Origin of the sequence: Caproicibacter sp., assembly GCF_046707225.1 — a bacterium.
Lineage (GTDB): Bacteria > Bacillota > Clostridia > Oscillospirales > Acutalibacteraceae > Caproicibacter.
The window spans coordinates 56,960-81,828 of record NZ_JBJKOP010000034.1 but is presented as its reverse complement, the minus strand read 5'-3'; the positions used below and the strand labels follow the sequence as shown (position 1 = coordinate 81,828).

Here is a 24,869-nt window from a genome sequence, read left to right as displayed (position 1 = left end):
TCCTTTACAAGCAAAGACATTTTCGTTTATAATAGATCTAAAAGCTGCAAAACCGTACGAAAGTATGCAGTTGATTGTTACAATTTTAACAATCTGATTTGGAAAACTTTCGGTGGAAATGGGAGGAGATACTTTGAGCAGACTGGTTGTTGCAACACCGGACAAGGCCCAGACAACGGTGGAAGGGCTCTACCGCGACCTGGAGCGCCGGATCGCGGCAAGCCCGCCCGGACTTTGTCCGGTCGATCTGGCGGCGTCCTTTTTAAAACTGTGCAGGGCGCAGACCTGCGGCAAGTGCGTACCCTGCCGCGTGGGGCTGGCGCAGCTCGAAAAGCTTCTGGAAGATGTTCTGGAGCACCGCGCCACCCTGCAAACGCTGGACCTGATTGAAAAAACGGCGCGCGTGATTGTCAGCACCGCCGACTGCGCGATCGGCTGGGAGGCGGCCGGAATGGTTCTGCGCGGCGTGCGCGGATTCCGCGAGGACTATGTGGAACACATTGTGAACGGACGGTGCACCTGCAGCCTGAATCAGCCGGTGCCGTGCGTCGCGCTGTGCCCCGCCGGGGTGGATATTCCCGGTTATATTGCTCTGATCGCGGCGGGAAGATATGCGGACGCGGTGCGCCTGATCCGGAAGGACAATCCGTTCCCGGCGTCCTGCGGATATGTCTGCGAGCATCCGTGCGAAGCGCGCTGCCGCAGGAACATGATCGATGACTCCGTCAACATCCGCGGGCTTAAGCGGTTTGCGGCCGACCACGCCGGAACCGTTCCGGTCCCCGAAAGGGCCCCGGCCACTGGGAAAAGGGTCGCCGTCATCGGCGCGGGGCCGGGGGGACTCAGCGCCGCGTACTACCTTTCGCTGATGGGCCACAGCGTCACGGTTTATGAAAAGCAGCCCTTGCCGGGCGGGATGCTTCGATATGGGATTCCCAGTTACCGCCTGCCGCGCGAAAAGCTTCAGGCGGATATCGACGCCATTCTGTCGGCGGGCGTGGAGCTGAAAACCGGCGCGGAAGTGGGCAGGGCCCTGCCGATTGCGGACCTGACGCGCGAATACGACGCGGTTTATATCGCGATCGGTGCGCACTCCGACAAAAAGCTGGGGATTCCGGGCGAGGAAAGCGAAGGCGTTGTTTCGGCGGTCGAAATGCTGCGGGAGATCGGAAACGGAAAGAATCCGGATTTCAGCGGCCGGAGCGTCGCGGTGATCGGCGGCGGCAATGTGGCAATGGATGTGGCCCGTTCCGCCGTTCGGCTGGGCGCGTCCCGCGTCGGCATTGTGTACCGCCGCAGGCAAAAGGACATGACCGCCCTGCCGGAGGAGGTCGAGGGAGCCGTGGGCGAGGGGTGCGAGGTGCTGAGCCTTCACGCGCCGTCGCGCATTGAATCGGACGAAAACGGAAATGTTTCGGCGCTGTGGCTCAGGCCGCAGATCATCGGGAAAGTTGATTCGGCGGGAAGGCCGTCCCCGAGAAACGCGGATGTCGGCGAGCTGCGCTTCCCGTGCGACCTGATCGTCGTCGCCATCGGGCAGAGCATTGAATACGGCCCGTTTGCGGAATTCGGAGTTCCGGTCAGCCGCGGCGCCATACAGGTGAAAAACAGCGCCAGAATTGAAAACGTCGCGAACCTGTTCGCGGGCGGAGACTGCGCCAGCGGCCCCGCGACGGTCATCCGCGCGATCGCGGCCGGAAAGGTCGCCGCCGCGAACATCGACAATTATCTGGGCTTTAACCATGAGATCACGGCGGACGTCGAAATCCCGCAGGCGAACCTGAGCGACCGGCCGCCGTGCGGGAGAGTGAACCTGACGGACCGCGCCGCCTGTGAACGGAAGTCGGATTTTGACGCGATTGAATACGGTATGACTCTGGAAGAGGCGATGCAGGAATCCTCGCGCTGCCTGCGGTGCGACCACTTCGGCTACGGGATTTTCAAAGGGGGGAGGATTGCAAAATGGTAAACGTCACGATCAATGGAACCCCCCTGGCCGCGCGGGACGAGGCAACGATTCTGGAAGCGGCCGCCGCGGCGGGAGTTTCGATTCCCACTCTCTGCTATTTAAAGGGAATCAATGAAATCGGAGCCTGCCGTGTCTGCGTGGTGGAGCTGGAGGGGACCGACCGGCTGGTCACGGCCTGCAACAACCGGGTGAAGGAGGGCATGGTCATCCGCACTAACAGCCCCCGCGTGCGCGAAGCGCGGCGGACCAACGTGGAGCTGATTTTATCCCAGCATGACTGTTACTGCGCCACCTGCGCGCGCAGCGGGAACTGCAGCCTGCAGTCTATGGCGAACGACCTTGGAATTCTCGACCTGCCGTACCGCAGGGAGCTTCCGTATTCCCCGTGGAACCGGGAATTTCCGCTGATCCGGGATTTTTCAAAGTGCATCAAGTGTATGCGCTGCGTTCAGGTCTGCGACCGGATTCAGGGCATGGGAATCTGGGATGTGGCAAACACCGGCTCCCGCACGACGGTGGATGTGTCTCTAAACCGCAAAATTGAGGATTCCGACTGCGCGCTGTGCGGGCAGTGCATCACCCATTGCCCGGTCGGCGCGCTGAGAGAGCGGGACGACACGGAGCGGGCTTTCGCCGCGCTGGCGGACCCGCAGACGGTCACGGTGGTTCAAGTCGCCCCCGCCGTTCGCGCGGCATGGGGGGAATCGCTTGGAATCGGCAGGAAACAGGCGACTGTGAAGCGGCTTGTTTCCGCGCTGAGGAAAATGGGCTTCGATTATATTTTCGATACCACCTTCAGCGCCGACCTGACCATCATGGAGGAGGGGAACGAATTCCTGGGGCGGCTGAAAACACGCGGGGACAATCCCCTGCCGATGTTTACCTCCTGCTGCCCGGGCTGGGTTCGCTTTCTGAAGTCGCAGTACCCCGATCTGGTCGGCCAGCTTTCCACCGCGAAATCCCCGCAGCAGATGTTCGGCGCGGTCGCAAAGAGTTATTACGCGAAGCTGCTCGGGATCGAACCGGAACGAATCTGCTGTGTTTCCGTCATGCCGTGCATTGCGAAAAAGCATGAGGCCGAGCTTCCGACCATGAACAGCGCAGGGTGCGGGCATGACGTGGACATTGTGCTGACCACCCGCGAAATCGACCGGATGATCCGCGCGGAGCAGATCCGCGCCGGCGAGCTGGGCGAAGAGGAGTTTGACGCGCCTCTCGGCGAGGGATCGGGCGCGGGGGTCATTTTCGGCGCGACCGGCGGCGTGATGGAGGCCGCGCTGCGAAGCGCGTATTACCTGACCGCCGGGAAAAACCCGGACCCGGACGCGTTCCGTCAGGTGCGCGGCATGGACGGATGGAAGGAAGCCGCGTTCGACCTGAACGGCACGCCGCTGAAAGTCGCGGTCGTGAGCGGCCTGGGCAACACAAGGCGGCTGATTGAGGCGGTGCAAAACGGGAAAGCCCGTTATGATTTTGTGGAGGTTATGGCCTGCCCCGGCGGCTGCTCCGGGGGCGGCGGGCAGCCGATTCTGGAGGGCGAAGAGCCCGCCGGTGTGCGCGCCGAAAATCTGTACGGGCTCGACCAAAGCAGCGAGATCCGCTTTTCCCATGAAAATTCCGCTGTTTTGCGCATGTATCGGGATTACCTGGAAAAGCCGTTGTCCCACCGGGCACACGAGCTGCTGCACACGGACCACCGGCTTTGGGAGATGCCTCTTTCCCCCGGGGCCGCCGGGCGGGAGACGGCGGAGCCGGACCGAACGGACTGGTAAAAAGCTTGGAACACAAAAGGCGCGGGAGAGTTTTCCCGTGCCTTTTGTGTTCATTATGATGGTTGAGAAGCGCAGAGCTTTTTACGAAAACACGAGTCGAGATGATCGTTCACAAGTCCGGTCGCCTGAAGGTGCGAGTAAACGATGACCGGGCCGAGAAACTGAAATCCGCGCTTTTTCAGGTCGCGGCTGACCTGTTCGGAGAGCTCCGTTTTCGCGGGAATCTCATCGAGCGTGTCGTAATGCCCGACGACCGGCTTCCCACCGACGAATCCCCAGATGTATTGGTCGAAGCTGCCGAATTCCGTTTGCACCTCCAGAAAACGCCGCGCGTTGTTTACCGCGGATTCAATTTTTCTGCGGTTCCGGATAATGCCGGAGTCGGTCATCAGCTCCCCGATTTTTTCTTCCCCGTAGGCCGCGATTTTCTCCGGATCGAATCCGTCGAACGCCGCGCGGTACGCTTCGCGTTTGCGCAGAATCGTGATCCAGCTCAATCCTGCCTGCGCGGATTCCAAAATCAGGAATTCAAAGTGTTTTCGGTCGTCGTGAACGGGAACGCCCCATTCCTCGTCGTGATAAGCCCGGTAAAGATCGTCGGATTCGCACCAGCCGCAGCGCGTCATAACAGAATTCCCCTTTCGTCTCTCACTTCGACGGGATAAAAGATATGACTATTATAAAAGATTCGAACGTTTGTTGTCAAGCGCCTGCTTTTAACATCATGATGTACGTGGTCGGTGCGCACACAAGCAACAACGGTGTCATGTTTCTTGGATGCGAGCCTGATTCTGATTGCGACTGGTACCGCCTGCGCCGCGAGGAGGCCATGACGCCGGAAGCCTGTATTATTACTTCATTTTCAACGCGCGCGAAGCGTTCAGAATGGCGAGAACCGATACTCCGACGTCCGCGAAAACGGCTTCCCACATGTTGGCAAACCCAAGCGCGCCCAGAGTCAGCACGATGAGTTTTACGCCCAGCGCGAAGACAATATTCTGCCGGGCGATCAGGAGCGTCCTTCTTGAAATGCGGATCGCGTCCGCAATTTTGGAGGGATGGTCGTCCATCAGGACGACATCGGCGGCCTCGATTGCCGCGTCGGAGCCAAGGCCCCCCATTGCGATGCCGATGTCGGCGCGGGAGAGCACCGGCGCGTCGTTGATACCGTCGCCGACAAACACCAGCTTGCCGCGTCCGGTTTTTTGACCGAGCAGGCGCTCGACCTGCTCCACCTTACCGGCGGGCAGCAGTTCGGCGTGGACTTCGTCGATCCCGAGGCGCGCGGCGACGTCTTCCCCGACGGCTTTGGCGTCGCCGGTCAGCATCACGCAGGAACGGACGCCAAGCTGTTTTAACGCGGCAATCGCTTCGGGCGCGTCTTCCCGTACTTCGTCGGAAATCACGATATGCCCCATATACGTCCCGTCGACCGCAACATGGACGATCGTGCCGGTCAGTTCGCACTCTCTGCCGCGCACGCCCTCTTGCTCCATCAGCCTGGCGTTGCCCACGCTGACCGATTTGCCGCCGATTTTCACGCGCACGCCCTGTCCCGCGATTTCCTGTACGTCCGACACCTCCGACCGCTCCGGCTCCTTTTTACAGGCCTCTTTCAGGGAGCGGGAGATCGGGTGTTCGGAATAGCTTTCCGCCAGCGCGGCCAAGTCGAGAAGCTTCTCTTCGGGAATCTGCTCCGGGTGGACCGCCGTCACGCGAAACGTGCCTTTGGTCAGGGTCCCCGTTTTGTCGAACACAACGATTTCCGCCCGGGCAAGCGCTTCCAGATAGTTGCCTCCCTTCACGAGAATACCTCGCCGCGAGGCGCCGCCGATGCCGCCGAAGAAGCTGAGCGGAATCGAGATGACGAGCGCGCAGGGGCAGGAGATCACAAGGAAGATCAAGGCCCTCTGAATCCAGTCGTTCCACCCGCCGTGGAAGAACAGGGGAGGAAGCACGGCGAGGAGCAGAGCGCCGCCGACCACCGCGGGGGTGTAGTAGCGGGCAAAGCGGGTGATGAAATTTTCCGCTTTCGCTTTTTTGGCGGCGGAATTTTCCACCAGCTCCAGAATTTTGGAAACAGTGGATTCCTCGAACGGACGGCTGACCCGCACACGCAGCAGGCCGTTCAGATTGACGCATCCGCTGACGACCTCGTCGCCGGTCCCCACCTCACGCGGAAGCGATTCGCCGGTCAGGGCGGAGGTGTTTACGCTTGAGCTTCCATCCGTCACAATGCCGTCCAGCGGGATTTTTTCTCCGGGACGGACGACGATGATATCGCCGACCTGAACCTCCTCCGGGTCAACCTGCCTCATTTCGCCGTTTTCCTCTAAATTGGCGGAATCGGGCCGGATATCCATCAGGTCGGAGATCGACTTTCGGGAACGGCCGACCGCGTAGCTTTGAAACAGCTCGCCAACCTGATAGAACAGCATGACCGCCGCGGCTTCGGGGTACTCACCGGTCCAGAACGCGCCGACCGTTGCGACGCACATGAGAAAATTTTCGTCGAATACCTGTCCGTGCGCGAGATTGCGCACCGCTTTCCAGAGAATATCACCGCCGACAACGACGTAGGGAATCAGATAAAGAAGAAGTTTTAAAAAACCGGTTGTCGGAATGAATTGTAACAGGACGAGAAGAACAGCGCTTACACAGATGCGCAGCAGCATTCTTTTTTGTTTGTGATTCATTTCGCCGCTCCTTGTTTTGATTTTGGTGTGTTACGGATTCAGCCTGCAGTCCGGTTCAATCTTTTTGCAGACGGCCGCCGCCTGCTTCACAATTTCGTCAAAACGGCTTTCGTCCGCGTCCAGCGTGAGCTTCTGTGTCAGAAAACTGACGGTCGCGCTGTTAACGCCCGGAATTTTGCGGATGGCTTCTTCCATTTTCGCCGCGCACGCGGCACAGTCAAGGTCCGTCAGCTTAATTCGCTTTTTCATGGTTGTAACCTCCATTTGTTTCTTTATTCGCCGACATGCTCCATGCCCTGATCCAGAATGGCGCGCACATGGCCGTCCGCGAGGGAGTAGAGGATCGTCTTGCCCTCCCTTCGGTACTTGACCAGCTTGCTCTGCTTGAGCACCCTGAGCTGATGGGAAATGGCGGATTGGTTCATGCCGAGCAGCTGCGCGATGTCGCAGACACACAGCTCCGATTCCAGCAGCACGTAAAGAATTTTGATGCGCGTGGAGTCGGCAAAAATTTTAAACAGATCCGCCAGATCGTAAAGGATTTCATCGTCCGGCATTTCGATGTTGGTCCGATTCGGCGCTGATTCCAACGAAGAAAGGCCTGTTTTGTCATTGTTGGCCATAGTATATCAAACATCCATTCATATGAGCTGTTGTTCATATGTTTATTTTATGTGTTTTTTTATAAAATGTCAATAGACCATGAACGCTGCAAAAAAATATTTCCGAATCCACTTTATATTCGTAATGAATGGAGTATCAGGCGAATCAACTTTTTTGATTCCTGTGCGGCAAGACATCGGTTCAGCGCCTTTGAAAAGGAAGGCTCAAAGCGGGAAATGTGGTCCGAGAATGATGGATAGAACTGTTTTCGGGACAAATAATAAATTCGAGGTGATTGCATGAAAGGAACTATCGCAATACAAAAAGATCTTACGCCGGTCAGGGACTACCTGGCCGGAAAAGGGTACCATGTGGAATCAATCAATCTGGACGAACAGCAGTCTGCTTCCAAATTGCGGAATTACGACGCGATCGTGCTTTCCGGGGAAAATTCCGATTTTCTCGGGTATGAGGAGACCAGAACGAAAGCGGTTGTCATCAACGCGAGCGGGCTGACGCCGGAGGAAGTGGCCGGAAAAATTGAGGCCAGCGGTTAAACACTCACAGCAAAAATCCTGTAGCCGTTTGGGCTACAGGATTTTTTGCAAATGGGACGCGTGCCGCTTAGACAGTCCTTTTCTGCACGGGGGTCCAAAGCTCGTAACTCTGTCCGTTTCCGTCCGGGTAATACTCGAAATCGTAAACGTGACCGGCGGCGGGGATCAATCCGGTTTCCGGCAATGTTTTGTAGTAGAAATCGGTCCAGGCATCCGTGGCGGAAACGGAGGCGGACACGGACGCGACGGCGTACTCCGCGGGCGGTATTTGTCTGACTGCGGCATTGGGGGGCAGTTTCTCCGTTGCGTTAATTTCCATGCCGATCAGGTAAAAAAAGCCGCTGCCATGGTCTTCCGTTTTCCACATGAGCCCGTAGAAGTCATCACGATTTTTAAAGATGCTGTTATTTTTTCTGGAGAAGTGATATTCTTCCCAGAGTTTTTCAAAGTCCCTGCCGCACGTTTCAAGACCGGTTCTTACATAATATCCGCAGATAAGAAATGCGTCTCTTTTTTGCAATTTGATCTTCAAAATGCTCACCTCCTATTCCATGCTAACACGAAAAACAGACAACAGTATGTCATATTATTTTTTAAGGAGGCAGTTTCCTCATTATTTCAGGCGCTGATTGAGCCGGAAAAAGCCATCCCAGGGGTCTTTTTCCTGAATGCGGTTCAGGGCGTCCGCCATATGGACTCCGTTGGGGGCGACCGTGTCGAGCTCTTTCCAGGCAATCGGCATGGAGACGGAAGCCCCCGCTCTCGCCCGGATGGAGTAGGGGGCAATGCTGGTGGCCCCTCTGCCGTTTCGAATCCAGTCGATGAAAATCCGGCCTTTCCGCTTTTCTTTTCTGATATTGCTCGTGTAACGATCCGGCCATTTTTGTTCCATCAGCTCCGCGGTGCGTTTTGCAAAATCATGAAAGGCATCCCAACCGACGGAGGGCTGGAAAGGGACGACGACGTGGTAACCCTTGCCCCCGCTGGTTTTGAGAAACGAGGTCAGCGAAAGCTGGTCCAGTACGCTTTTGATGTCCCGCACGCCCCGCCGCACCCCTGCCAGCTCCATTCCCTCGTCCGGGTCCAGATCGAATACCATCAGGTCGGGCTTTTCAATGTTTTCGACCCGGCTTCCCCAGATGTGAAATTCCAGCGTGCCCATCTGCGCCTCTGAAATCAGGCCGGCGGCGTTTTCAAGATAAAAATAATCCTCCGTCTCTCCGCTTCCGGTTTGAACCGGAATGGTTACGACTCCCTTGCTGCCCGGGCCGGGGTGTTTTTTAAAAAAGCAGGCCGCGGAAATTCCCTTGGGGCAGCGCACGATGCTGAGGATCCTGTTTGCGGCGTAGGGCAGCATGCGCTCCGACACCGCCGCGTAATACCGGGCGACGTCCGCTTTGGTGATTCCGGAATCCTCGAACAGAACCTTTTCCGGATTACTGATCCTGACGCCCATAACCGCGGCGCCGCCGTCGGCGGATGCCGATTTTGCCGCGCCGAAGGGCGCCTGCGTCTTTGGTTTCACTGTGCTCTTGTCTTTTTCGGAATTCGGCTCTTCCATTCTGACCTCCTCGGGGTTTTTGTCCGACCGCAGGCCCTTGAAGCTTGCCTGCCTTAACAGATGTTCCTCCGTCCACTCGGCAAATCGAATCTCCGCGACCGTTTCCGGCTGCAGCCAGGTGACGGTTTCATTTTTCTTCGTCTTCGGCGCCTGCCGGAACGGCGGCGATTTTTGTTTGATCGGCTCAAATTTTTCTTCGAGCTCTCTCATGCTTCTTTCGCTCAAACCCGTTCCGGCGCGCCCCGCGTAAACCAGATCTTTTCCTTCGTAGACGCCGAGAAGGAGCGAGCTGATCCCGACGAGCCTTTTTTCAGACCGCGTATATCCCCCGATGACGAATTCCTGCCGCTTTTCACATTTGAGCTTGATCCAGTCGCCGTTTCTTGTCCCGCTGTAGACGGAGCCGGTTTTTTTCCCCACGATTCCCTCCAGATTTAACCTGCAGGCCGCAAGCAGGCTTTCTTTCCCGCTGCCTTCGACATGCCGGCTGTAGCGGAGGTTTTTCGGCGCGTCGTTCAAAAGGGCTTCCAGCGTATTCTTGCGGTCGGTCAGGGGGAGCTCTCTCAAATCCTCGCCGTCCAGCGCCAGAACATCAAAGACGAGATAGGTGAGCTGCTTGTCTCCCGGGCTTTTCAGGTAGCTTTGCAGGGCCTGAAAATCCGTCCTGCCACGCGAATCCGCGACCGTCATTTCCCCGTCCAGCACCATTGCCCTGCCGCCTGACCAGGCGGCGATGGAATCCGCAACCTCCCGAAACCTCTCCGTGTAGTCGTTGCCGTTCCTGGTGACGAGACGGACGGCGCCGCCCTCCGCGTACGCCAGAATTCTGTATCCGTCGTATTTGATTTCGTACAGCCAGTCCCCGCCCTCGGGAACCGCCGCGACGAGCTTTGCAAGCTGCACGTCGGCACTTTGAAAGGGATTCCGTGTGATTTTTTCCTCTTTTCCCGCTTCGATTTCCTCCATGGAGCGCCCTGTCCGGACGCTTGTGGCGAAACCGGAAATTCCGTCGCCGTCTTTCGCGTACCCGTCTTTTTCTTTGATCAGGAGCCAGTTGGTTTCTTCTTTGCCGTCTTTCGCTTTCAAGCGGACCAGAGCCCATTTTCCCTGAAGCCGTCTTCCTTTCAGAACAAACTTGAGGGAACCGGCGCTAAGGCCCTCCGCGACCTCCGACAGCGGTTCCCAGAAGCCTTCGTCCCAGAGCATCACGGTTCCGCCGCCGTACTCGCCTTTGGGGATGGTTCCTTCAAAGTTCCGGTACTCCAGCGGGTGGTCCTCCACCCGTATGGCGAGCCTCTTGTCGCGAACGTTCAAAGACGGCCCCTTGGGAACCGCCCAGCTTAAGAGAGCTCCGTCCCATTCCAGGCGGAAGTCGTAGTGGTCCTTTCGGGCAAGGTGATGCTGAACGACGAATTTCAGGCGCTTTCCGGCCGGGACCGGTTTTCCTTCGGGTTCCCATGTTTTCTCAAAGTTTCTTTTTCGGTTGTATTCTTCCAGCTCCGTCGCGCTCATTTTAAATTTACCCCTCCGAGTTCCTTTGAATCGGCTTCCGGTTTGATTCTAGTATCATCCGGCAGCGCGGGGTTTATCCGCTGCTTGGTGGTCGGGCTGGGGAAAACAAAAAAAGGACGCGGCCGCAGTGCCGTGTCCTTTTTTTGTTTTCCGCAGCGTTAGGAATCCTGTCGTAAGGATTCCGCCAGCTCTGCGATTTTTGCTTCGATCGTCCGGATGACGGTAAGGAACTCCGCGTCGTCCTTGCCGGTCGGGTCGGGCAGGCCCCAGTCCTCGCGCCGCCTGCACGGCAGATACGGGCATTCCACGTTGCAGCCCATGGTGACGACCACGTCCACGGGTGGCAGCTCCGCGAGCAGCTTCGGGCGCTGGTTCTGCTCCATATCGATTCCGTAAAGCTGCTTCATCAGCCGGCCGGCGTCGGGATTGATGCGGCTTTTTTGCACCGTTCCCGCCGAATAGCTTTCAAAAACATCGGACGCAAGCCGCTTGCCCAGCGCCTCGGCAATCTGGCTGCGGCAGGAGTTGTGAACACAGATAAACGCAACCTTCCTCATTTTGTCAGGGTTCCTTTCCATGAACGGTCCGAAACGAAACTCTCATCGGGCGTTATCGGACCTTTTGCAGGATTTTCACGACCTCTTCGGTTTTCAGAACCTTGCCGAAGGAAACCACTTTTCCGTCCACGACCAGCGCGGGGGTGGACATGACGCCGTAGGCGGCGATCCTGGTAAAATCGGTCACGTGGTCAATCGACGCGTCCATGCCGAGCCGCTGAAGCGCCTCTTTGGTCGCCGCTTCCAGCTGGTTGCACTTGGCGCAGCCGCTGCCCAGAATTTTGACGCTCGCGTTCCCGCCGCCTGTGCCCGCGGCCCGCGCCGTGTTTTCCGTGCCGCAGTTTCCCCCGCAGCCGCAGGAGGGCGTTTCTTCCGTCCGGTCTTTCCTTTTAAACAATGACATAAATAAAACTCCTTTCAATGATTCCATGTATTTAGATCAGGATTCCCTGGATTGCGTTGAAAAAGTAGCCCACGGTGATAATACCGACGGTGCAGATGGCAATGAACAGCGCCAGCAGCTTCGGTTTCACCGCTTTGCGGAGCATCACCATGGACGGCAGGGAAAGCGTTGTCACGGCCATCATAAAGGCCAGAATCGTGCCGAGCTGCGCCCCCTTGTACAGCAGGGCCTCCGCAATCGGAATCGTGCCGAAGATGTCGGCGTACATCGGAACGCCGATCAGGGTCGCAAGAACAACGCCGAAGGGATTTTTGCTTCCCAGCACAAGCGCCACCCATTCTTCCGGAATCCAGTTGTGAATGACCGCGCCGATGCCCACGCCGATGAGAATATAGGGGAACACTTTCTTGAAGGTGGACAGCATCTGCTCTTTTGCGTAAGTCAGGCGGTCCTTTTTGGTCAGGTCCGGAGACTCGATATTCACGCCGCCCGCCGTCATAATAAAGCTTTCCACGTACTTTTCCATGTGAAGCTTCTCAATGATCGTGCCGCCGACGACCGCGATCACCAGGCCGACCGCCACATAGATGATTGCCACCCTTGCGCCGAAAATGCCCATCAGCAAAAGCAGAGAGCCCAGGTCCACCATGGGGGAGGAAATCAGGAACGAGAAGGTCACGCCGACCGGAAGCCCGGCGGAAGTGAAGCCGATGAACAGCGGAATGGAGGAGCAGGAACAGAACGGAGTCACCGTGCCCAGAAGCGCCGAAACGCAGTTCGCCGAAACACCGTGAAACCGCCCGAGTATTTTTTTGCTGCGCTCCGGCGGAAAATAGCTTTGAATGTAGCTAATCAGGAAAATCAGGAAACAAAGCAGGAGCGTAATCTTAATGACATCGTAAAGAAAAAATTCAATGCTGCCGACCAGCCGCGTGGATGTGTCAAGGCCCATCGCCGCAAGCCCGCCGCCGATCAGCCGGTCCAGCCATTTCATGCCCAGAATCTGATTCTGGAAAAAATCCCAGACTGCTTTCAATATCTCCATTGCAGGAAGTACCTCGCTTTATAAAACATCAAATCAAATAAATTTGATTTGTATTGCCTGTAAAAAGCCATCGCTTCGGGATGGCTTCATTTTTTACAGCAGGTTTCGTTTGCGGCCGCGTTCGGTGTTGTCAGCTCCCTGAGCAGGTCACCGGCATAAGCACTGCCTTTTTCACTGATTTTATAGTGCGTCCACTTGCCCTCCTGGCGGCTTTGCACAATGCCTGATTCGATTAAAATCTTCATATGATAGGAAAGCCCGGATTGCCCCAGGTCCAGCTGCTCCAGCAAAACACAGGCGCATTTTTCTCCACCGCGGAGCAGCTCCAGTATCTTCAGCCGTTTTGCATCGCAGAGCGCCTTGAACACCCGCGCGTGATTCTCATAGACTGTTGCCAAGCAATCACCTCACATCAAAAACATTTGATATGTTATAGTATATGCGTCATATTGATTTTTGTCAATATGAAAATCTTTCGACGGCTCAATTCTTTCCGGACCGTCGCTGGATATAAATAAGCAGGCCGGTTTCTTGATTCGTGAAACCAGCCTGCCCACTTTTTTTAATTGTAAATTTCAAGGATGCTCACTTGATAAGTTGATTTCTAAGTATGCAACCAATTGGCTGTAGTTGTATTTGGGAAACGTGCCCTTTATGTTATCGTAGAACACACCCTTGTAATAAAGCAGAAAATGACCATGCTCGCTCAGAATGCAGCATATGGGCAGTTCAACCGGTTTTCCTTTGGTGTATTTCATCTTTTCGGCATGAGGAATATGGTACAGATCCAACGCCTCAAATAGTTTTTTGCCTGACATTTTACCCTTACCGCATTTGGTGTTCTTTACAACATCGTCAACAGTTGTATCGGTTAGTAATGCGATGCAGGTTTGTCCGCAGAGCCCAATTAATTTTCGGTTTAATATTTCAGTATTCATCACATTTCCTCATTTGCTGTTCAAATCTCTTGGCGATTTTCCTGCATTCAAATACAGGCAAGTTCGAGAGCCTAAAGCCTGAATCGGGCAGCCATTCTGAAAATTTTTGGAGCCCCAACTTTTCATACAGAGCAACAGCTTTCGTATTTGAATGAAAACGGTAGTATCCGACTTTCCGGCTGTCTCGAAAAATACAGGTATACTCGTTAAGATTCATTTTACAGCCACACGGCCCAGTCGCCGTAATCGAATGTTCCGCTGCCGTGATGCAGCTTGCCTTCCGCTTTCAGCTGCCGGAAGGCGTCACGCATTCTTGGGAGTATTTCCGGCCCGATCTCCAGACTGTGATGCGCCGGGAAAACCCGCCGGACCGGGAGTGCGGCAACGCACTCCAATGATTTCAGATAGGCTTCCGGGTCGGTCGAAGGATAGTAGGCGAACAGGGTGTCCTTGTAAACCAGGTCGCCGGTAAAAAGGTAGCCCCGCTCCTTTTCATAAAAGCACATATGCCCCGGCGAATGGCCGGGCGTGTGCAGCACCCGCGGGACGCGCCCGCCGATGTCGATCAGGTCGTTATCTTTCAGCACTCTTGTGGGCGTCCCCTGAAAGAATTCGTAGCTGTTAACGTCGTATCCCTCCGGCAGGTCGCAGCGGTCTGTCACCATGCCCCTGATCTGCTTCATGCTCAGCGGGAATTCTCCGCTGAGCCAGTTCAATTCGTCTTCGTGAGCGTAAAAATCCGGGAAGTATTTATGCCCGCCGATGTGGTCCCAATGGATATGGGTCGCCACGGCGGTGACCGGCTTGTCGGTCAGCTTTCTCACTTCGTCGGTAATGTTGCAGATGCCGAGGCCGGTGTCGATCAGGAGCGCCCGTTCCGCGCCGACGAGCAGATAGCAGTGCGTTTCCTCCCAATGCCGGTATTCGCTGATGATATGTGTGTTCTCGTCTATATGGTCTATGGTAAACCAATCGCTCATTTGTATTTTCCCTTCCCATACTGTTTTTTTGCACGCTGCGTATACTTTCGGACAAAGTCTGTTTTTTGTTCCGTGTAGCCGTCCCGGTCGTGCTCAAACGGTTTCCAGAGGGACAGCTTCAGCTTTTCATATTCCTTTGCGATTTCAGGATGCTCATTCAGATAGTCCCGAAAGTACAGCTCATCATGGTCGCCAAAATCTCTCAGGTGCAGATGAAATACCCGCTCGGCAAAACCGTCCGGCGTGTAACCTTTGTTAAAATCCATGCGGTTTTTACTCGAAGCCATGCAAATATAGCCGTTTTTTAGCAGAAGTTCCTTGATTGTTTGATGATCCCCAAGGGATGCCTCCGCTAAAAGGTCAATGATCGGTTTGGCCCGGATTCCGCGGATGGATGTGCTTCCAATGTGATAAATGCGAACCTTCTTCGGCAGAAAGGAGGACAGAAATTCCTGTTCCTCCTGGTACCAATCATTCCAGTATTCCTTATGCTCCGTCAGCTGAATCGGAAATAACTCCCACAGCTCCTGAATTGTCATATCCGACAATGATTTACGCATTACAACACATACCTTCCGTGTGAGTTCGTATTTCGTCCGGCCGGTACTGGCAAAGGTCCGACTACAGCTGATATACGCTGTCCCGGTAGTCCTTCCCATAGTACCGAATATTTGGAATTCAGCTTGCCACCTTCTGTATTTTCGGCATGTCCTTGCTGTTCGTCAGCATCGCGTTGAAATCCTTGTTCTGTTCGTTTGCCATACAGGCGCACCCCCTATAAGCAAAGAATAAACCTTTTCGTTTTATGATGCAATGAGGCAGTTTTTATTTTTTCCGTTATTCCTTCATAAGCGGCTGACACGATGGGCAGGAATACACAGCTCCTCCCAGATAGGCCTCTTTCACAAGCTGCCCTCCGCACCGTGGACAGCCGGAGGCAAGCGTGTTCTTTGACAGCTTCACCCGGTAGCCGCCCGGGCACCCGAAGAGGTCCTTTTCCGTGTCCCGCCCGCCGTGTTGCGTCATGTCATGCAAAACCGAGACGATGCAGGAAAGAAGGCAGTCCCGCTCCGCTTCGCTGAATGTTCCGATTTTACGCTTCGGGTGGATTCCGGCGGCAAATAGGATGTCCTGCAGCACGCCGTTTCCGATACCTGGGAAACGCTGCTCCGTGGCAAGGAATGCTTTTGCACTCAGGTTTGGCTTGCTCTCCGCTATCCGCTTGCGGTAATACGGTTCAAACTGCTCGGAAAACGGGGAAACCGCCGTCCTGCTTTTGAGGTAGTATTCGTTATCATACGTACCGTCATGGAGGATGATGCCGCCGTACATGGCGACGGTGAAGACAAGAGCCGTCCCATCGTCAAATTCCATCAGCAGCTGATAATTCTTCGGCGCGTCGTCGCAGTTTATGAGCCGCGCGTTGACGCCGTCGTTGAAGCACAGCCGTTTCCCGTTATCGAACGCCAGTTCCGCGAAGATGCCGAACCCCTCGGCTGATTCAGCGGTACTTCCGCTCACCGCCGCGTCGTATTCCGCCGGATCACCGGCATACCAGCAAAATTTATGCGCTTTCGTCGGCGGGAGGACGCGGCGTATCCTCTTCCCGACAACGGCATCATTCATCTGCCTGGCGATTGTGGTTGACTCTGGCAATTCCATCATAAGCGGTTCCTCCTCTGCTTTTACAATAAGTTATGATTCACTGCCCGTATTCACAGATTAGTTGATGCGTCCATTGGAGCAACAGTTCCGAATACCACTCTAACGTGACTGATGACACATTCGCGTTCTTGATCTGCTCCGCAGCCTGCGAAACGGACAGGTCCGTCCCGGTCAGCATGTCTTTCAACGCCGAATGACTTTTCACGTAGTCCCCGGTTTCCGAGAAGTGCTTCGCCTGCAAAACGAAAGACGCCGATTTATACAAAGTCCTGAGCGTTTTCATGTCGCCGCCGTGCAGATAATTGTGGCTGCACATATGATAAAGGTTGCAGGCGCCCATCAATACCGCGGCGCGGGCGTCCGCGGCGGCCGGTGCGGAGATGATGTCGTCCAGACTGCCGTAGTAAGGGATGGTATCATAATAAAACTGGAACAAATCCGATTTGTACCAGCCCGCGAGTTCCTCCCTTCCCGATACAAAGCCGCAGATCAGCGGTCTTTCGGGAAGCGTTTCAATTACCTGCTTATATCGCTTCAGATCATGAAGCGATACTGTGTCCAGAATCAGCACAACGTCGATATCACTGGTTTCATGCGCTTCGTTTCTCCCGTAACTGCCCTGCAGCCCGATCAAGAGAATCCGGCCGCCGAATAAATCCCGCACAGCATCCTGATATTGTTTCATCCATTGGTGAATGTCAACCATGCTGTGATTCTCCTCTCGGGGTTATGGAGAGGATGAGTTCGGCCGCTTCCTCCGGCCCGATTTCCGATACGTCGATTTTATCCGTATCAAGTTTATCATAGAGAGGCAGACGCTCTACGCTTCTCTTAATAACGTCTTCTTCCCGGATTCCGGCATCGACATCCTTCTTCAGACGGACTCGCAGTGCCTGTTCGCCGCATACCAGGGAAATTGTGTGAACCTTACAGTTCGCCGTTTCAAGCCGCGAAAGGATGTCGTCAAGAATCGCCTGCTGGTGCATCACCCAGCAGAACACGATATTTTCATAGGCGGAGCATCTGATGAAATTATTCAGAAGAAAGCAGATGTTTTCCTCGACCATGCGCTTGGTTTCCTCCGTGACCTGAAAAGGGTGCATGTCCCAGCACCAGTCCCCGTCGAGAAATACGCTGTGATTCAGCTTTTGCTCCAAAATTCGGCAGGTGGTCGTTTTCCCGGCGCCCATAGTCCCCCGATCAAAAACGGATTTTTCATGTTCAACCCCAGCAATTCCTATTACCAGCATGATACCATAGAAAGCAGAATTCCGCTTGCCTGTTTGCGGCGGCGGCCGTTCCTCTGTCTTTCCGGAATTTGAGAAAACGGGCTCCCAGCCTGTCAAAACGTCCGGCAGGTTTGAGGACTGCGACGGAGAACGCCGTGCTTGTCATCTTCTGCTTTGAAATTTCCCCGAAAGCATAGCCTGCTGTAAAACATGCCCCTCAATAGCCGCTAAAAGGTTGCGTTTTCTTCTGTTGGCCGGTAAGTCCAGTTTGCAGTCCAACACGTAAACCGTGAACCAATAGGTGTGAATGGAATGAAAAGGCGGCTTTGGCCCCTTGTACTGATGTTTTCCATATGCAACACCCTGAACGGCTCCGCCGAAACCGTCAACGGATTTTCCTTTTGGAATTCCCTCCGGAATGACCTCCCGCACGGGCAGATTCCAAATCACCCAGTGGTTATAGTTCGGGAAAAGCGGGTGAGATGCATCATCCAGTGTAATCGCAAAGGATTTTGCACCGGATGCGATTCCCTGCAATTCGAAGCAGGGGGACAGATTTTCTCCGCGCCCCGAGTGTCTGGCCGGGATCCGGCCGCCCTCCTGAAACGCGCTGCTCGTGAGCTTTAATGCATCCATGGTGTTCCCTCATCCTTTTTTATAATACCGCCGATGATAATATTCAGTACCTCATCAATGGCCTGGGTAGCCTTTATCCCGTTTTCAAGAAGAAAGTCGGTGTCAACAAACAAATCGCTGACCCGTTCCAGCATGGCGGACAGAATGCCGAAATGCACATCCGGACGCAGGATTCCCTCGTCGGACGCCTGCTTCAAAAGCTTTTGAAACTCATTAAGTTTAAACTGCTTCAAATCTTTAATCTTTGCCCATTCGTCGGGGTAGAACTGTTTCGCCTCGTCCATGATTCGTACGGGCAGCCGGTAACGATGGCTCGAATGCACGATGGCATGAATTTTGTCAGGGAAGCTCCTGTCGCTCCCGACTGTATCCAAAACGTTCTGCCTGTCGCTTTCCAGGGTTTTTTCAAAATACTCCCGGATCATCTCATCTTTGCCGCTGAAATACTGATAGAGTGTTTTTTTGCTGATATGCAGCTCGGCAGCCACTTCATCCACGGTGAATTTTTTCAGGCCGTACTGTTCGATCAGCCGTGCAACGGCATCCAGAATTTTACTTTTCATGCTCCAAAACCTTTCTTTCCGCCTTTTTTGTGTCTACTTGCCTGCCGAGCGCGGTCAGCAGGAACCCGACCGCTCCAGCAGCGAGAACAATCAGCCAGGCAGCTTTTTGCGAGCTTCCCCAGACAGCTCCCATTGCGAATGCGCCGCCGAAATTACCGATATATTGAAATGAATTGAAAATCCCGTTTCCCGTACCCCGCAGGCTGTCCTCCACCACCTCGTTGACATGGGTTGCCGCGACGGTGGCGATCGTGATATATCCGCATAGAAAAAGGGTGGTCCCCAAGAGCAAAAAAAGGAAGGAGGACGGACGGAAGTAAAACAGAATGCTCAGAAAAGAAACGGCAAATGCGACCAAAAGCACCGGATTGACACACCCTTGGTCCACCCACCTGACAGTGACCTTCATAAACAGGATGGCAGCGATAATCGCCGGTACAAAAATCTTCCACATTCCGTTCTGCCCGGTTACCTGATCTATGTAAATCGGCGCGGCATAAAAAACGGCCATCATCATAAAGTTATTCAGAAATGCCAACAGATTCATTGTAACAAAAGTCCGGTTTCGCAGCAAGGCGGAAATTTCACTGCGATGCGGAACGGATGCTGTTCCGCGGTCACCGGCATCTTTCAGGAAAAGCAGGATATAGAGTGAATTCAGGGTAAGGAGAATCGCACCGGACAGAAACATCCAGCTGACAGACATCACACCGCGCAGCAGCGGGCCGACTGCGAAAGCAAGGGCCGCCGCCCCGGAGACAAATGCCCCGAGAATGCTCATGGCTTTTGTCCTGTGTTTTTCGTCGGCAAGACCCGCCGCCCAGGAATAGCCTACTCCGATGACTGCTCCGCTGCCCTGCAGCATTCGCGCCAGAATCAACATCCCGATACTTTGAGCAAAAAAGCCAAGAATAAAGCCGATGATCACCAGCGCAAGGCCGGAAAGCAGGACTCGCTTGTTTCCATACCGGTCGCTGAGCACCCCGAACGGTATTTGAAAAATTGCCTGCATTAGCCCAAATGAACCTACGGCAAGCCCCGCAAGCAAAGGGGTGTACCCGGCGAGAGACTTGCAGTAGGTGGAGATGAACGGAGCCACGATCGTCATAGACATCTGCCGCAGGGCCAACGCCAAGCTGATCATCACCACGGGAAGCATCATGTTTTTTGATTTTGACTGTATTGACATACGAAAGCCTCCAATACCATATAAACTAATTTTGTTTATATAGTTTCCAATGAGCCATAGTATCCTCTTTTTGAAGGCTTGTCAACAGCAAATATTATGGTTAATGCCGCCATCCCGGAAAATCTCAACGCGCTTGCCTTCAATCGTTTCTCCGTATATAGTATATACTGAAGAATAACGTATCATGGAGGCCAAGGAATGCTTCATTACAGCATTTCCGGTTTAGATTGCAAATAGGGACATAAGAAAATTCCACAATTCAATTGGAATTGCTGTAGTTTCCGGCAGGTAGGCGGAAAAAAGGAAAATCTCAGAACGCCGGATTCATAAGCTCTGCGAAGAAAACCGGATCGCCGGAGCGGTTCGTTTCGGCCACGCGTGACAATCCCCAAAGAGGCACGGGAAGCCACGAAAGACAGGCTCATAAAGGAAAAGGTCAATGCCCTGATTTGTACGATTCTCTGAGGGAGAGCGAAGAAACGTTTGCTCTCCGGGTGAAGAAATTGAATTTGAAGGGAGAGAATTGAAAATGAACTATAAAATCTTAGTGATCGACGATGATAAAGAGCTGTGCGCTTTGATCAAGCAGAGCGCAGCGGCTGAAAGTATCTGTGCGGACCACTGCTATTCCGGCGCGGACGGGCTTGCCATGCTCCAAAAGAATGATTACCAGCTGATCCTTCTGGATGTGATGATGCCGGGAATGGACGGCTTTCAGACCATGGAGAAAATACGGCGGAACAGCAGCGTCCCCATTCTGATGCTGACTTCCAAAAACGACAGCACCTCAAAGGTTCGCGGGCTGCGTTCCGGCGCGGACGACTACCTGACAAAACCCTTTGATATGGAGGAACTGATCGCCCGCGTGCTTTCCCTGATCCGCCGTTATACGCGGTTCAATACGGCGGGGGATCATTCGCGGCCGCTGACTTATCAGGGGCTGACCATAGACCTGGACAGCCGGAGCGTAACCACATGGAACGGAACGTTCGAATTGCCGCCGAAGGAATTTGACCTGCTGCTGTTCTGCGCGAAAAATCAGGGGAAAATTCTGACGAAGCAGCAGATTTACGAGGAAGTCTGGGGCGAACCGTATGTTTATGACGACAGCAACATCATGGCGATTATCAGCAGGCTCCGCAAGAAGATCGAACCCGATTCAGGTTCGCCCTATTACATCCAGACGGTAAAGGGAATCGGCTACCGCTTCAATAAGGAGGTGTAGGCCGTGATTCTCAATGTAATCTTCGGCGTACTGTTCTTGCTTGCCCTTCTGTTCGGCATGATCTGCGTGGGAAAACTCCTCGGCGTCAAGAGGCGGCTTCAGGATATGACGGATGCTCTCAGCGACATGGAAGCCGGAAACGGGAACCGCAGAATTCTTGCCGTGGGCAATGAACCGACCGCGGACCTTTCCTACAAAATGAATGAAATTGTTACCCGTTACGAGGAACAGCTCTCCGGGCTCAGGGCGGCGGACGAAACCAACCGCCGGCTCATGACCAGCCTTTCCCATGACGTACGGACGCCGCTCACCACCCTGATCGGCTATCTGGACGCGGCGCACAGGGGCGTTGTCACAGGGAAGGAGCGCGAAGAGTATCTGGAAATTGCCAGGCACAAGGCCCACGACCTGAAGGATTATATCGACGTCCTGTTCGACTGGTTCAAGCTCAATTCCAGCGAATTCGCCTTATCCATCGAGCGGGCGGAGCTCGCGGAGCTGACGCGGAACAATCTGAAAGACTGGATTCCCATCTTTGAGGAAAATCACCTGGACTACGAAATTGAAATTCCGGAAAGGCCGCTGTTTGCAAAGGCGGATCCGGACGGGTATGCCCGGATCCTCAACAATCTGGTGCAGAACGTCATCGCCCACAGCCGGGCGACCCGGATTAAAATAAAAATGAAACAAAAAGAAAAGGAAATTGAAATTTGCGTTGAAGACAACGGGATCGGCATCGAGAAAGCGGATTTGCCGCACATCTTTGAGCGGCTGTACAAATGCGACAAGGGCCGCTCTGATCAGGGAAGCGGATTGGGGCTGTCCATTGTTCGGCAGATGGTTGAAAAAATGGACGGCAGGATTACCGTGCGAAGCGAACCGAACCGAGTTACGTCCTTTACCATTTGTTTTCCGGTGAAAAACTGAGTGAATCCCTGTCTCCGGGCAGGGATTTTTTCTGATTGCAAGGTTAACGCAAGGTTCCGGCAAGGTTGATGCAAGCTTTCGGTGCTACACTGGTTTCAGTAAGAAAAGGAGGCTTTGAGATTGAATGATTTGATCATTGAAACAAAAAATCTTACCAAACAATACGGGGCGCAGAAAAGCGTTGCCAACCTGAATCTTCATGTCAGAAAGGGCCGTATTTATGGGCTGCTCGGACGAAACGGCGCCGGGAAAACCACGACGATGAAAATGCTGCTGGGCCTGACGCAGCCGACCTCGGGCGAGGTAAGAATTTTCGGGAAAAACATCCGCGGAAACGAGAAAAAAATTCTGCCCCGTATCGGCAACCTGATCGAATCGCCGGGCTTCTATCCTAATCTGACCGGCACGGAAAACCTGAAGCTCTTCGCCCGGCTCCGGGGCGTTTCCAAGCGCAACGCTGTTTCCGGCGCATTGGAGGTTGTCGGGCTGCCGTACGGCGACAAAAAGCTGTTCTCCCAGTATTCCCTCGGCATGAAGCAGCGCCTGGCCATCGCGCTTGCCATCATGCACGACCCCGAACTGCTGATTCTTGACGAGCCGATCAACGGGCTTGACCCCATCGGCATTGCGGAGGTCCGTTCCTTTCTCCGGAAGCTGTGCGACGCGAAAGGAAAAACCATTCTAATCTCCAGCCACATCCTCTCGGAAATTTCCCTGCTTGCGGACGACATCGGCATCATTGACCACGGGGTTCTGTTGGAGGAAGAAAGCCTTGCGGAGTTGGAGAACAAGAACAGCAAGTATGTCCATTTTCTCGTCTCCGATACGGCGCAGGCAGCCAGGATCATGGAGCGAAGCTTCGGGGCGAAAAACTTCACCGTGGAAAGCGACCGCAGCCTGCGCCTGTACGATACGAACCTGCCGGTGACCGCGCTCACCCGCGCTTTCATCGAAAGCGGATTGGAGGTAGAGGAAGCTCACACCTGCGAGGATACGCTGGAGGACTACTTCAAGCGCGTGACCGGGGGTGAGGGCATTGCATAATCTGATCTTCTGCGAATTTCAGAAATTCAAGCGGCGGCCCCTGTTTTTTCTGGCGACACTGGCTGCTTTTGCTTTTCCCGCTTTAACGGCGCTCATGTACTGGAAAACCCCGGGAGGGCAAGATTACGACAACCTGTTTTCAGGCGTTGTCGACCCGGGGGACTATCTTCTTCTGCTGCCGGTTTTGGCCGTTCTTTCAACATCGCTGTTTTTCACGGAACAGGACAGCGACACGCTGAAAAACCTGATGACGATCCCGGTTTCAAAAGGCAAGCTCGTTCTGGCAAAAATCAGCGTTATGGCGGCTGTCTCCATCGTTTATTCCGTTGCGGGCTTTCTGGCCAGCGCGGTCTGCGCGAAGCTGCTCGGCATGGTTTTCATCAACCTTGGGCAAAAATTCATTCTCAGCCTTTTGCTGGGCTTTATGATGCTGGCGGCGGCTCTGCCCTGCGTGGTTCTGGTCGTGTGGTTTAATAAAAACAATCTGATTTCGATTGTGATCACGCTGTTCTATACCATTGTAAACTATGTGTTTCATCTTACCGATTTGGGGATGAAAGCACCCGTGGGTTTCAATATCGGAACAATATTGCCGATCCCTCTGATTCAAAAATGGATTTTTCAGTTTTACAGTCCGGGAACCGGTGCGTCGGCGGTGTTTTATGAAAGCATGCGCCCTTATTTTGTATCGACCCCGGTCTGCATTGGAATCCTTGCCGTGCTGTCAGGGATATCCGCCGCGCTGATGATCCGGATTTACGACCGGCGCGAACGATAGAAAGGAGCATGACACGATGAACCTGATTCTCACGGAATTTCAAAAGCTGAAACGGTACAGCGTGATTCTCGTCGGCTTGATCGGCGCGGCCTGCTCCCCGGTGATTTCCATTGTCATGCAAAATGTCATGTCGGACGACGCGAAGAGCGTTTTGAACTACACATTCCCCGATCTGGTGAACAGCACCATCTGGAACAACATGACGATTTTCTTTCCGATGATTCTCGCCCTGATCGGCGGCTATATGATCAGCCGGGAATATACGGACGACACGCTGAAAAGCCTGATGACCGTCCCCGTCGGCTTTCCGCGCCTGATGACCGGGAAACTGACCGCGCTCGGAATCATCGCGCTTCTGCTCGGATTTTTTGCCGCGCTGATGACGCTGCTGGTGGGACTCGTCAGCTGCCGGGAAAACCTGACGCTGCCCGTCGTTTTTTCAGGAAGCGTGCAGATGACCGCCATGGCGCTGTTTACCTGTATCGGCGAACTTCCGCTGATTGCGTTATGCGGGCGTAAGCAAGGCGCTTTCCGGGGCGGGGCCGTGGCTGCGTTTCTGCTCGGATATATGGCGATATTCTTCAAGAATCCCGTGCTGCGCAACCTGTATCCGCTTTCAGCCGGACTCAGTATCGTTGGGTTTGGCGGCGAAGGGTTTGTGTCCGATACCGCGGGCGGCTATGCTTCCACGCAGAACGCCTTCATCGGCAGCTGCGTATTATTAGCCATGATACTGCTGACCGCGGTCATCACTCATCTTCCGGGGAAAGACGCGGTCACAGCCGCATCCCCAAAGAAAGGCGGCCGCGGCAGGCGCAACCGGCGGGAACGGATGATCCCGAGGTGCTGATCGAAAGCACGGGTGATATTTCTAAAACGATCAAGCTGTCGTCCGCCGGCAATTACATTGCGGTGAAAGGCGACGGCTTTACCGGCTCTGTGAAACTGGAATGTGCCGGGGGATAACTATTTACGCGGTAGTTATAGTGCCTTTTCTCTTTATGAAATCTTTAAACTTTC

The 24,869-nt window shown here is 54.4% G+C and carries 28 protein-coding genes and 1 pseudogene; 10 read left to right on the top strand and 19 right to left on the bottom strand.

Annotated elements, in window-relative coordinates; genetic code table 11:
• The first annotated feature begins 133 nt into the window (after positions 1-133).
• Positions 134-1,969 carry an NAD(P)-binding protein gene (locus tag ACLQ3M_RS07950; protein WP_411677162.1) on the top strand — a complete coding sequence of 612 codons (1,836 nt, stop codon included), beginning with the start codon at positions 134-136 and terminating at the stop codon, positions 1,967-1,969.
• A complete protein-coding gene (locus ACLQ3M_RS07945; protein ID WP_411677161.1) occupies positions 1,963-3,741 on the top strand; it encodes a [FeFe] hydrogenase, group A in 1,779 nt (592 codons plus the stop codon). Before ACLQ3M_RS07950 ends, ACLQ3M_RS07945 begins: the two co-directional genes overlap by 7 nt.
• A 53-nt stretch (positions 3,742-3,794) precedes the next feature.
• Here ACLQ3M_RS07945 and ACLQ3M_RS07940 read toward each other — a convergent pair whose 3' ends face one another.
• The 4 genes from ACLQ3M_RS07940 to ACLQ3M_RS07925 form a co-directional block, all read right to left on the bottom strand.
• Positions 3,795-4,367 carry a DNA-3-methyladenine glycosylase I gene (locus ACLQ3M_RS07940; protein WP_411677160.1) on the bottom strand — a complete coding sequence of 191 codons (573 nt, stop codon included), beginning with the start codon at positions 4,365-4,367 and terminating at the stop codon, positions 3,795-3,797.
• 225 nt (positions 4,368-4,592) lie between these two features.
• Positions 4,593-6,437, bottom strand: coding sequence for a heavy metal translocating P-type ATPase (locus ACLQ3M_RS07935; RefSeq protein ID WP_411677159.1), 1,845 nt, complete (start codon positions 6,435-6,437; stop codon positions 4,593-4,595).
• 30 nt (positions 6,438-6,467) lie between these two features.
• Positions 6,468-6,686, bottom strand: a complete 219-nt coding sequence (locus ACLQ3M_RS07930; RefSeq protein WP_066643909.1) for a cation transporter — start codon at positions 6,684-6,686, stop codon at positions 6,468-6,470.
• A gap of 23 nt (positions 6,687-6,709) precedes the next feature.
• Positions 6,710-7,060 carry an ArsR/SmtB family transcription factor gene (locus ACLQ3M_RS07925; RefSeq protein ID WP_411677158.1) on the bottom strand — a complete coding sequence of 117 codons (351 nt, stop codon included), beginning with the start codon at positions 7,058-7,060 and terminating at the stop codon, positions 6,710-6,712.
• 279 nt (positions 7,061-7,339) lie between these two features.
• Between ACLQ3M_RS07925 and ACLQ3M_RS07920 the strand changes: the two genes are divergently transcribed.
• Complete coding sequence (locus tag ACLQ3M_RS07920) at positions 7,340-7,597, top strand: YkuS family protein (protein WP_411677157.1); 258 nt, start codon at positions 7,340-7,342, stop codon at positions 7,595-7,597.
• 67 nt (positions 7,598-7,664) lie between these two features.
• Here the strand turns inward: ACLQ3M_RS07920 and ACLQ3M_RS07915 are convergent, their stop codons facing one another.
• From ACLQ3M_RS07915 to ACLQ3M_RS07845, 15 genes are all read right to left on the bottom strand, one after another.
• Entirely contained in the window at positions 7,665-8,129 is a 465-nt protein-coding gene (locus ACLQ3M_RS07915; protein ID WP_411677156.1) for a GyrI-like domain-containing protein, read from the bottom strand.
• A gap of 81 nt (positions 8,130-8,210) precedes the next feature.
• Positions 8,211-10,670 carry a DNA ligase D gene (ligD, locus tag ACLQ3M_RS07910; protein WP_411677155.1) on the bottom strand — a complete coding sequence of 820 codons (2,460 nt, stop codon included), beginning with the start codon at positions 10,668-10,670 and terminating at the stop codon, positions 8,211-8,213.
• A gap of 158 nt (positions 10,671-10,828) precedes the next feature.
• On the bottom strand, positions 10,829-11,227 hold the full coding sequence (locus tag ACLQ3M_RS07905) for an arsenate reductase ArsC (RefSeq protein WP_411677154.1): 399 nt from the start codon (positions 11,225-11,227) through the stop codon (positions 10,829-10,831).
• A gap of 52 nt (positions 11,228-11,279) precedes the next feature.
• Positions 11,280-11,630, bottom strand: coding sequence for a thioredoxin family protein (locus ACLQ3M_RS07900; RefSeq protein ID WP_411677153.1), 351 nt, complete (start codon positions 11,628-11,630; stop codon positions 11,280-11,282).
• A gap of 31 nt (positions 11,631-11,661) precedes the next feature.
• Positions 11,662-12,675: a permease gene (locus tag ACLQ3M_RS07895; protein WP_411677152.1), complete on the bottom strand. Its 1,014-nt coding sequence runs from the start codon at positions 12,673-12,675 to the stop codon at positions 11,662-11,664.
• An 86-nt stretch (positions 12,676-12,761) separates the two neighbouring features.
• Entirely contained in the window at positions 12,762-13,073 is a 312-nt protein-coding gene (locus tag ACLQ3M_RS07890; protein ID WP_411677151.1) for an ArsR/SmtB family transcription factor, read from the bottom strand.
• A 177-nt stretch (positions 13,074-13,250) separates the two neighbouring features.
• Complete coding sequence (locus tag ACLQ3M_RS07885; RefSeq protein WP_411677150.1) at positions 13,251-13,613, bottom strand: hypothetical protein; 363 nt, start codon at positions 13,611-13,613, stop codon at positions 13,251-13,253.
• A 218-nt stretch (positions 13,614-13,831) separates the two neighbouring features.
• Positions 13,832-14,593, bottom strand: a complete 762-nt coding sequence (locus tag ACLQ3M_RS07880) for an MBL fold metallo-hydrolase (protein ID WP_411677149.1) — start codon at positions 14,591-14,593, stop codon at positions 13,832-13,834.
• Complete coding sequence (locus tag ACLQ3M_RS07875) at positions 14,590-15,153, bottom strand: GrpB family protein (RefSeq protein WP_411677148.1); 564 nt, start codon at positions 15,151-15,153, stop codon at positions 14,590-14,592. The genes ACLQ3M_RS07880 and ACLQ3M_RS07875 overlap by 4 nt, the downstream gene beginning before the upstream one ends.
• A 277-nt stretch (positions 15,154-15,430) precedes the next feature.
• Positions 15,431-16,258, bottom strand: coding sequence for a DNA-formamidopyrimidine glycosylase family protein (locus ACLQ3M_RS07870; RefSeq protein ID WP_411677147.1), 828 nt, complete (start codon positions 16,256-16,258; stop codon positions 15,431-15,433).
• Positions 16,259-16,295: 37 nt separating this feature from the next.
• Positions 16,296-16,964, bottom strand: coding sequence for a nucleotidyltransferase domain-containing protein (locus ACLQ3M_RS07865; RefSeq protein ID WP_411677146.1), 669 nt, complete (start codon positions 16,962-16,964; stop codon positions 16,296-16,298).
• Complete coding sequence (locus tag ACLQ3M_RS07860; protein WP_411677145.1) at positions 16,957-17,448, bottom strand: AAA family ATPase; 492 nt, start codon at positions 17,446-17,448, stop codon at positions 16,957-16,959. Before ACLQ3M_RS07860 ends, ACLQ3M_RS07865 begins: the two co-directional genes overlap by 8 nt.
• A 201-nt stretch (positions 17,449-17,649) precedes the next feature.
• A complete protein-coding gene (locus ACLQ3M_RS07855) occupies positions 17,650-18,123 on the bottom strand; it encodes a YbhB/YbcL family Raf kinase inhibitor-like protein (protein ID WP_411677144.1) in 474 nt (157 codons plus the stop codon).
• Positions 18,111-18,686 (bottom strand): TetR/AcrR family transcriptional regulator, encoded by a 576-nt coding sequence (locus ACLQ3M_RS07850; protein ID WP_411677143.1) that lies wholly within the window; start codon positions 18,684-18,686, stop codon positions 18,111-18,113. Before ACLQ3M_RS07850 ends, ACLQ3M_RS07855 begins: the two co-directional genes overlap by 13 nt.
• Entirely contained in the window at positions 18,676-19,875 is a 1,200-nt protein-coding gene (locus tag ACLQ3M_RS07845) for an MFS transporter (protein ID WP_411677142.1), read from the bottom strand. The genes ACLQ3M_RS07850 and ACLQ3M_RS07845 overlap by 11 nt, the downstream gene beginning before the upstream one ends.
• Before the next feature lie 307 nt (positions 19,876-20,182).
• Between ACLQ3M_RS07845 and ACLQ3M_RS07840 the strand changes: the two are divergent.
• The 7 genes and pseudogenes from ACLQ3M_RS07840 to ACLQ3M_RS07810 all read left to right on the top strand — a co-directional run bounded on the left by ACLQ3M_RS07840 (position 20,183) and on the right by ACLQ3M_RS07810 (position 24,815).
• Positions 20,183-20,340, top strand: a pseudogene (locus ACLQ3M_RS07840) (DNA-binding protein).
• A 64-nt stretch (positions 20,341-20,404) separates the two neighbouring features.
• Entirely contained in the window at positions 20,405-21,100 is a 696-nt protein-coding gene (locus ACLQ3M_RS07835) for a response regulator transcription factor (RefSeq protein ID WP_411677141.1), read from the top strand.
• A gap of 57 nt (positions 21,101-21,157) precedes the next feature.
• Complete coding sequence (locus ACLQ3M_RS07830; protein WP_411677199.1) at positions 21,158-22,027, top strand: sensor histidine kinase; 870 nt, start codon at positions 21,158-21,160, stop codon at positions 22,025-22,027.
• A 120-nt stretch (positions 22,028-22,147) separates the two neighbouring features.
• Positions 22,148-23,071, top strand: a complete 924-nt coding sequence (locus ACLQ3M_RS07825) for an ABC transporter ATP-binding protein (RefSeq protein ID WP_411677140.1) — start codon at positions 22,148-22,150, stop codon at positions 23,069-23,071.
• The gene (locus ACLQ3M_RS07820) at positions 23,055-23,849 is read left to right on the top strand and encodes an ABC transporter permease (protein WP_411677139.1); all 795 of its coding nucleotides are present in this window, start codon (positions 23,055-23,057) and stop codon (positions 23,847-23,849) included. Before ACLQ3M_RS07825 ends, ACLQ3M_RS07820 begins: the two co-directional genes overlap by 17 nt.
• Before the next feature lie 16 nt (positions 23,850-23,865).
• Entirely contained in the window at positions 23,866-24,699 is an 834-nt protein-coding gene (locus tag ACLQ3M_RS07815; RefSeq protein ID WP_411677138.1) for an ABC transporter permease, read from the top strand.
• Positions 24,693-24,815 carry a hypothetical protein gene (locus tag ACLQ3M_RS07810; protein ID WP_411677137.1) on the top strand — a complete coding sequence of 41 codons (123 nt, stop codon included), beginning with the start codon at positions 24,693-24,695 and terminating at the stop codon, positions 24,813-24,815. The genes ACLQ3M_RS07815 and ACLQ3M_RS07810 overlap by 7 nt, the downstream gene beginning before the upstream one ends.
• Positions 24,816-24,869: the final 54 nt, after the last annotated feature.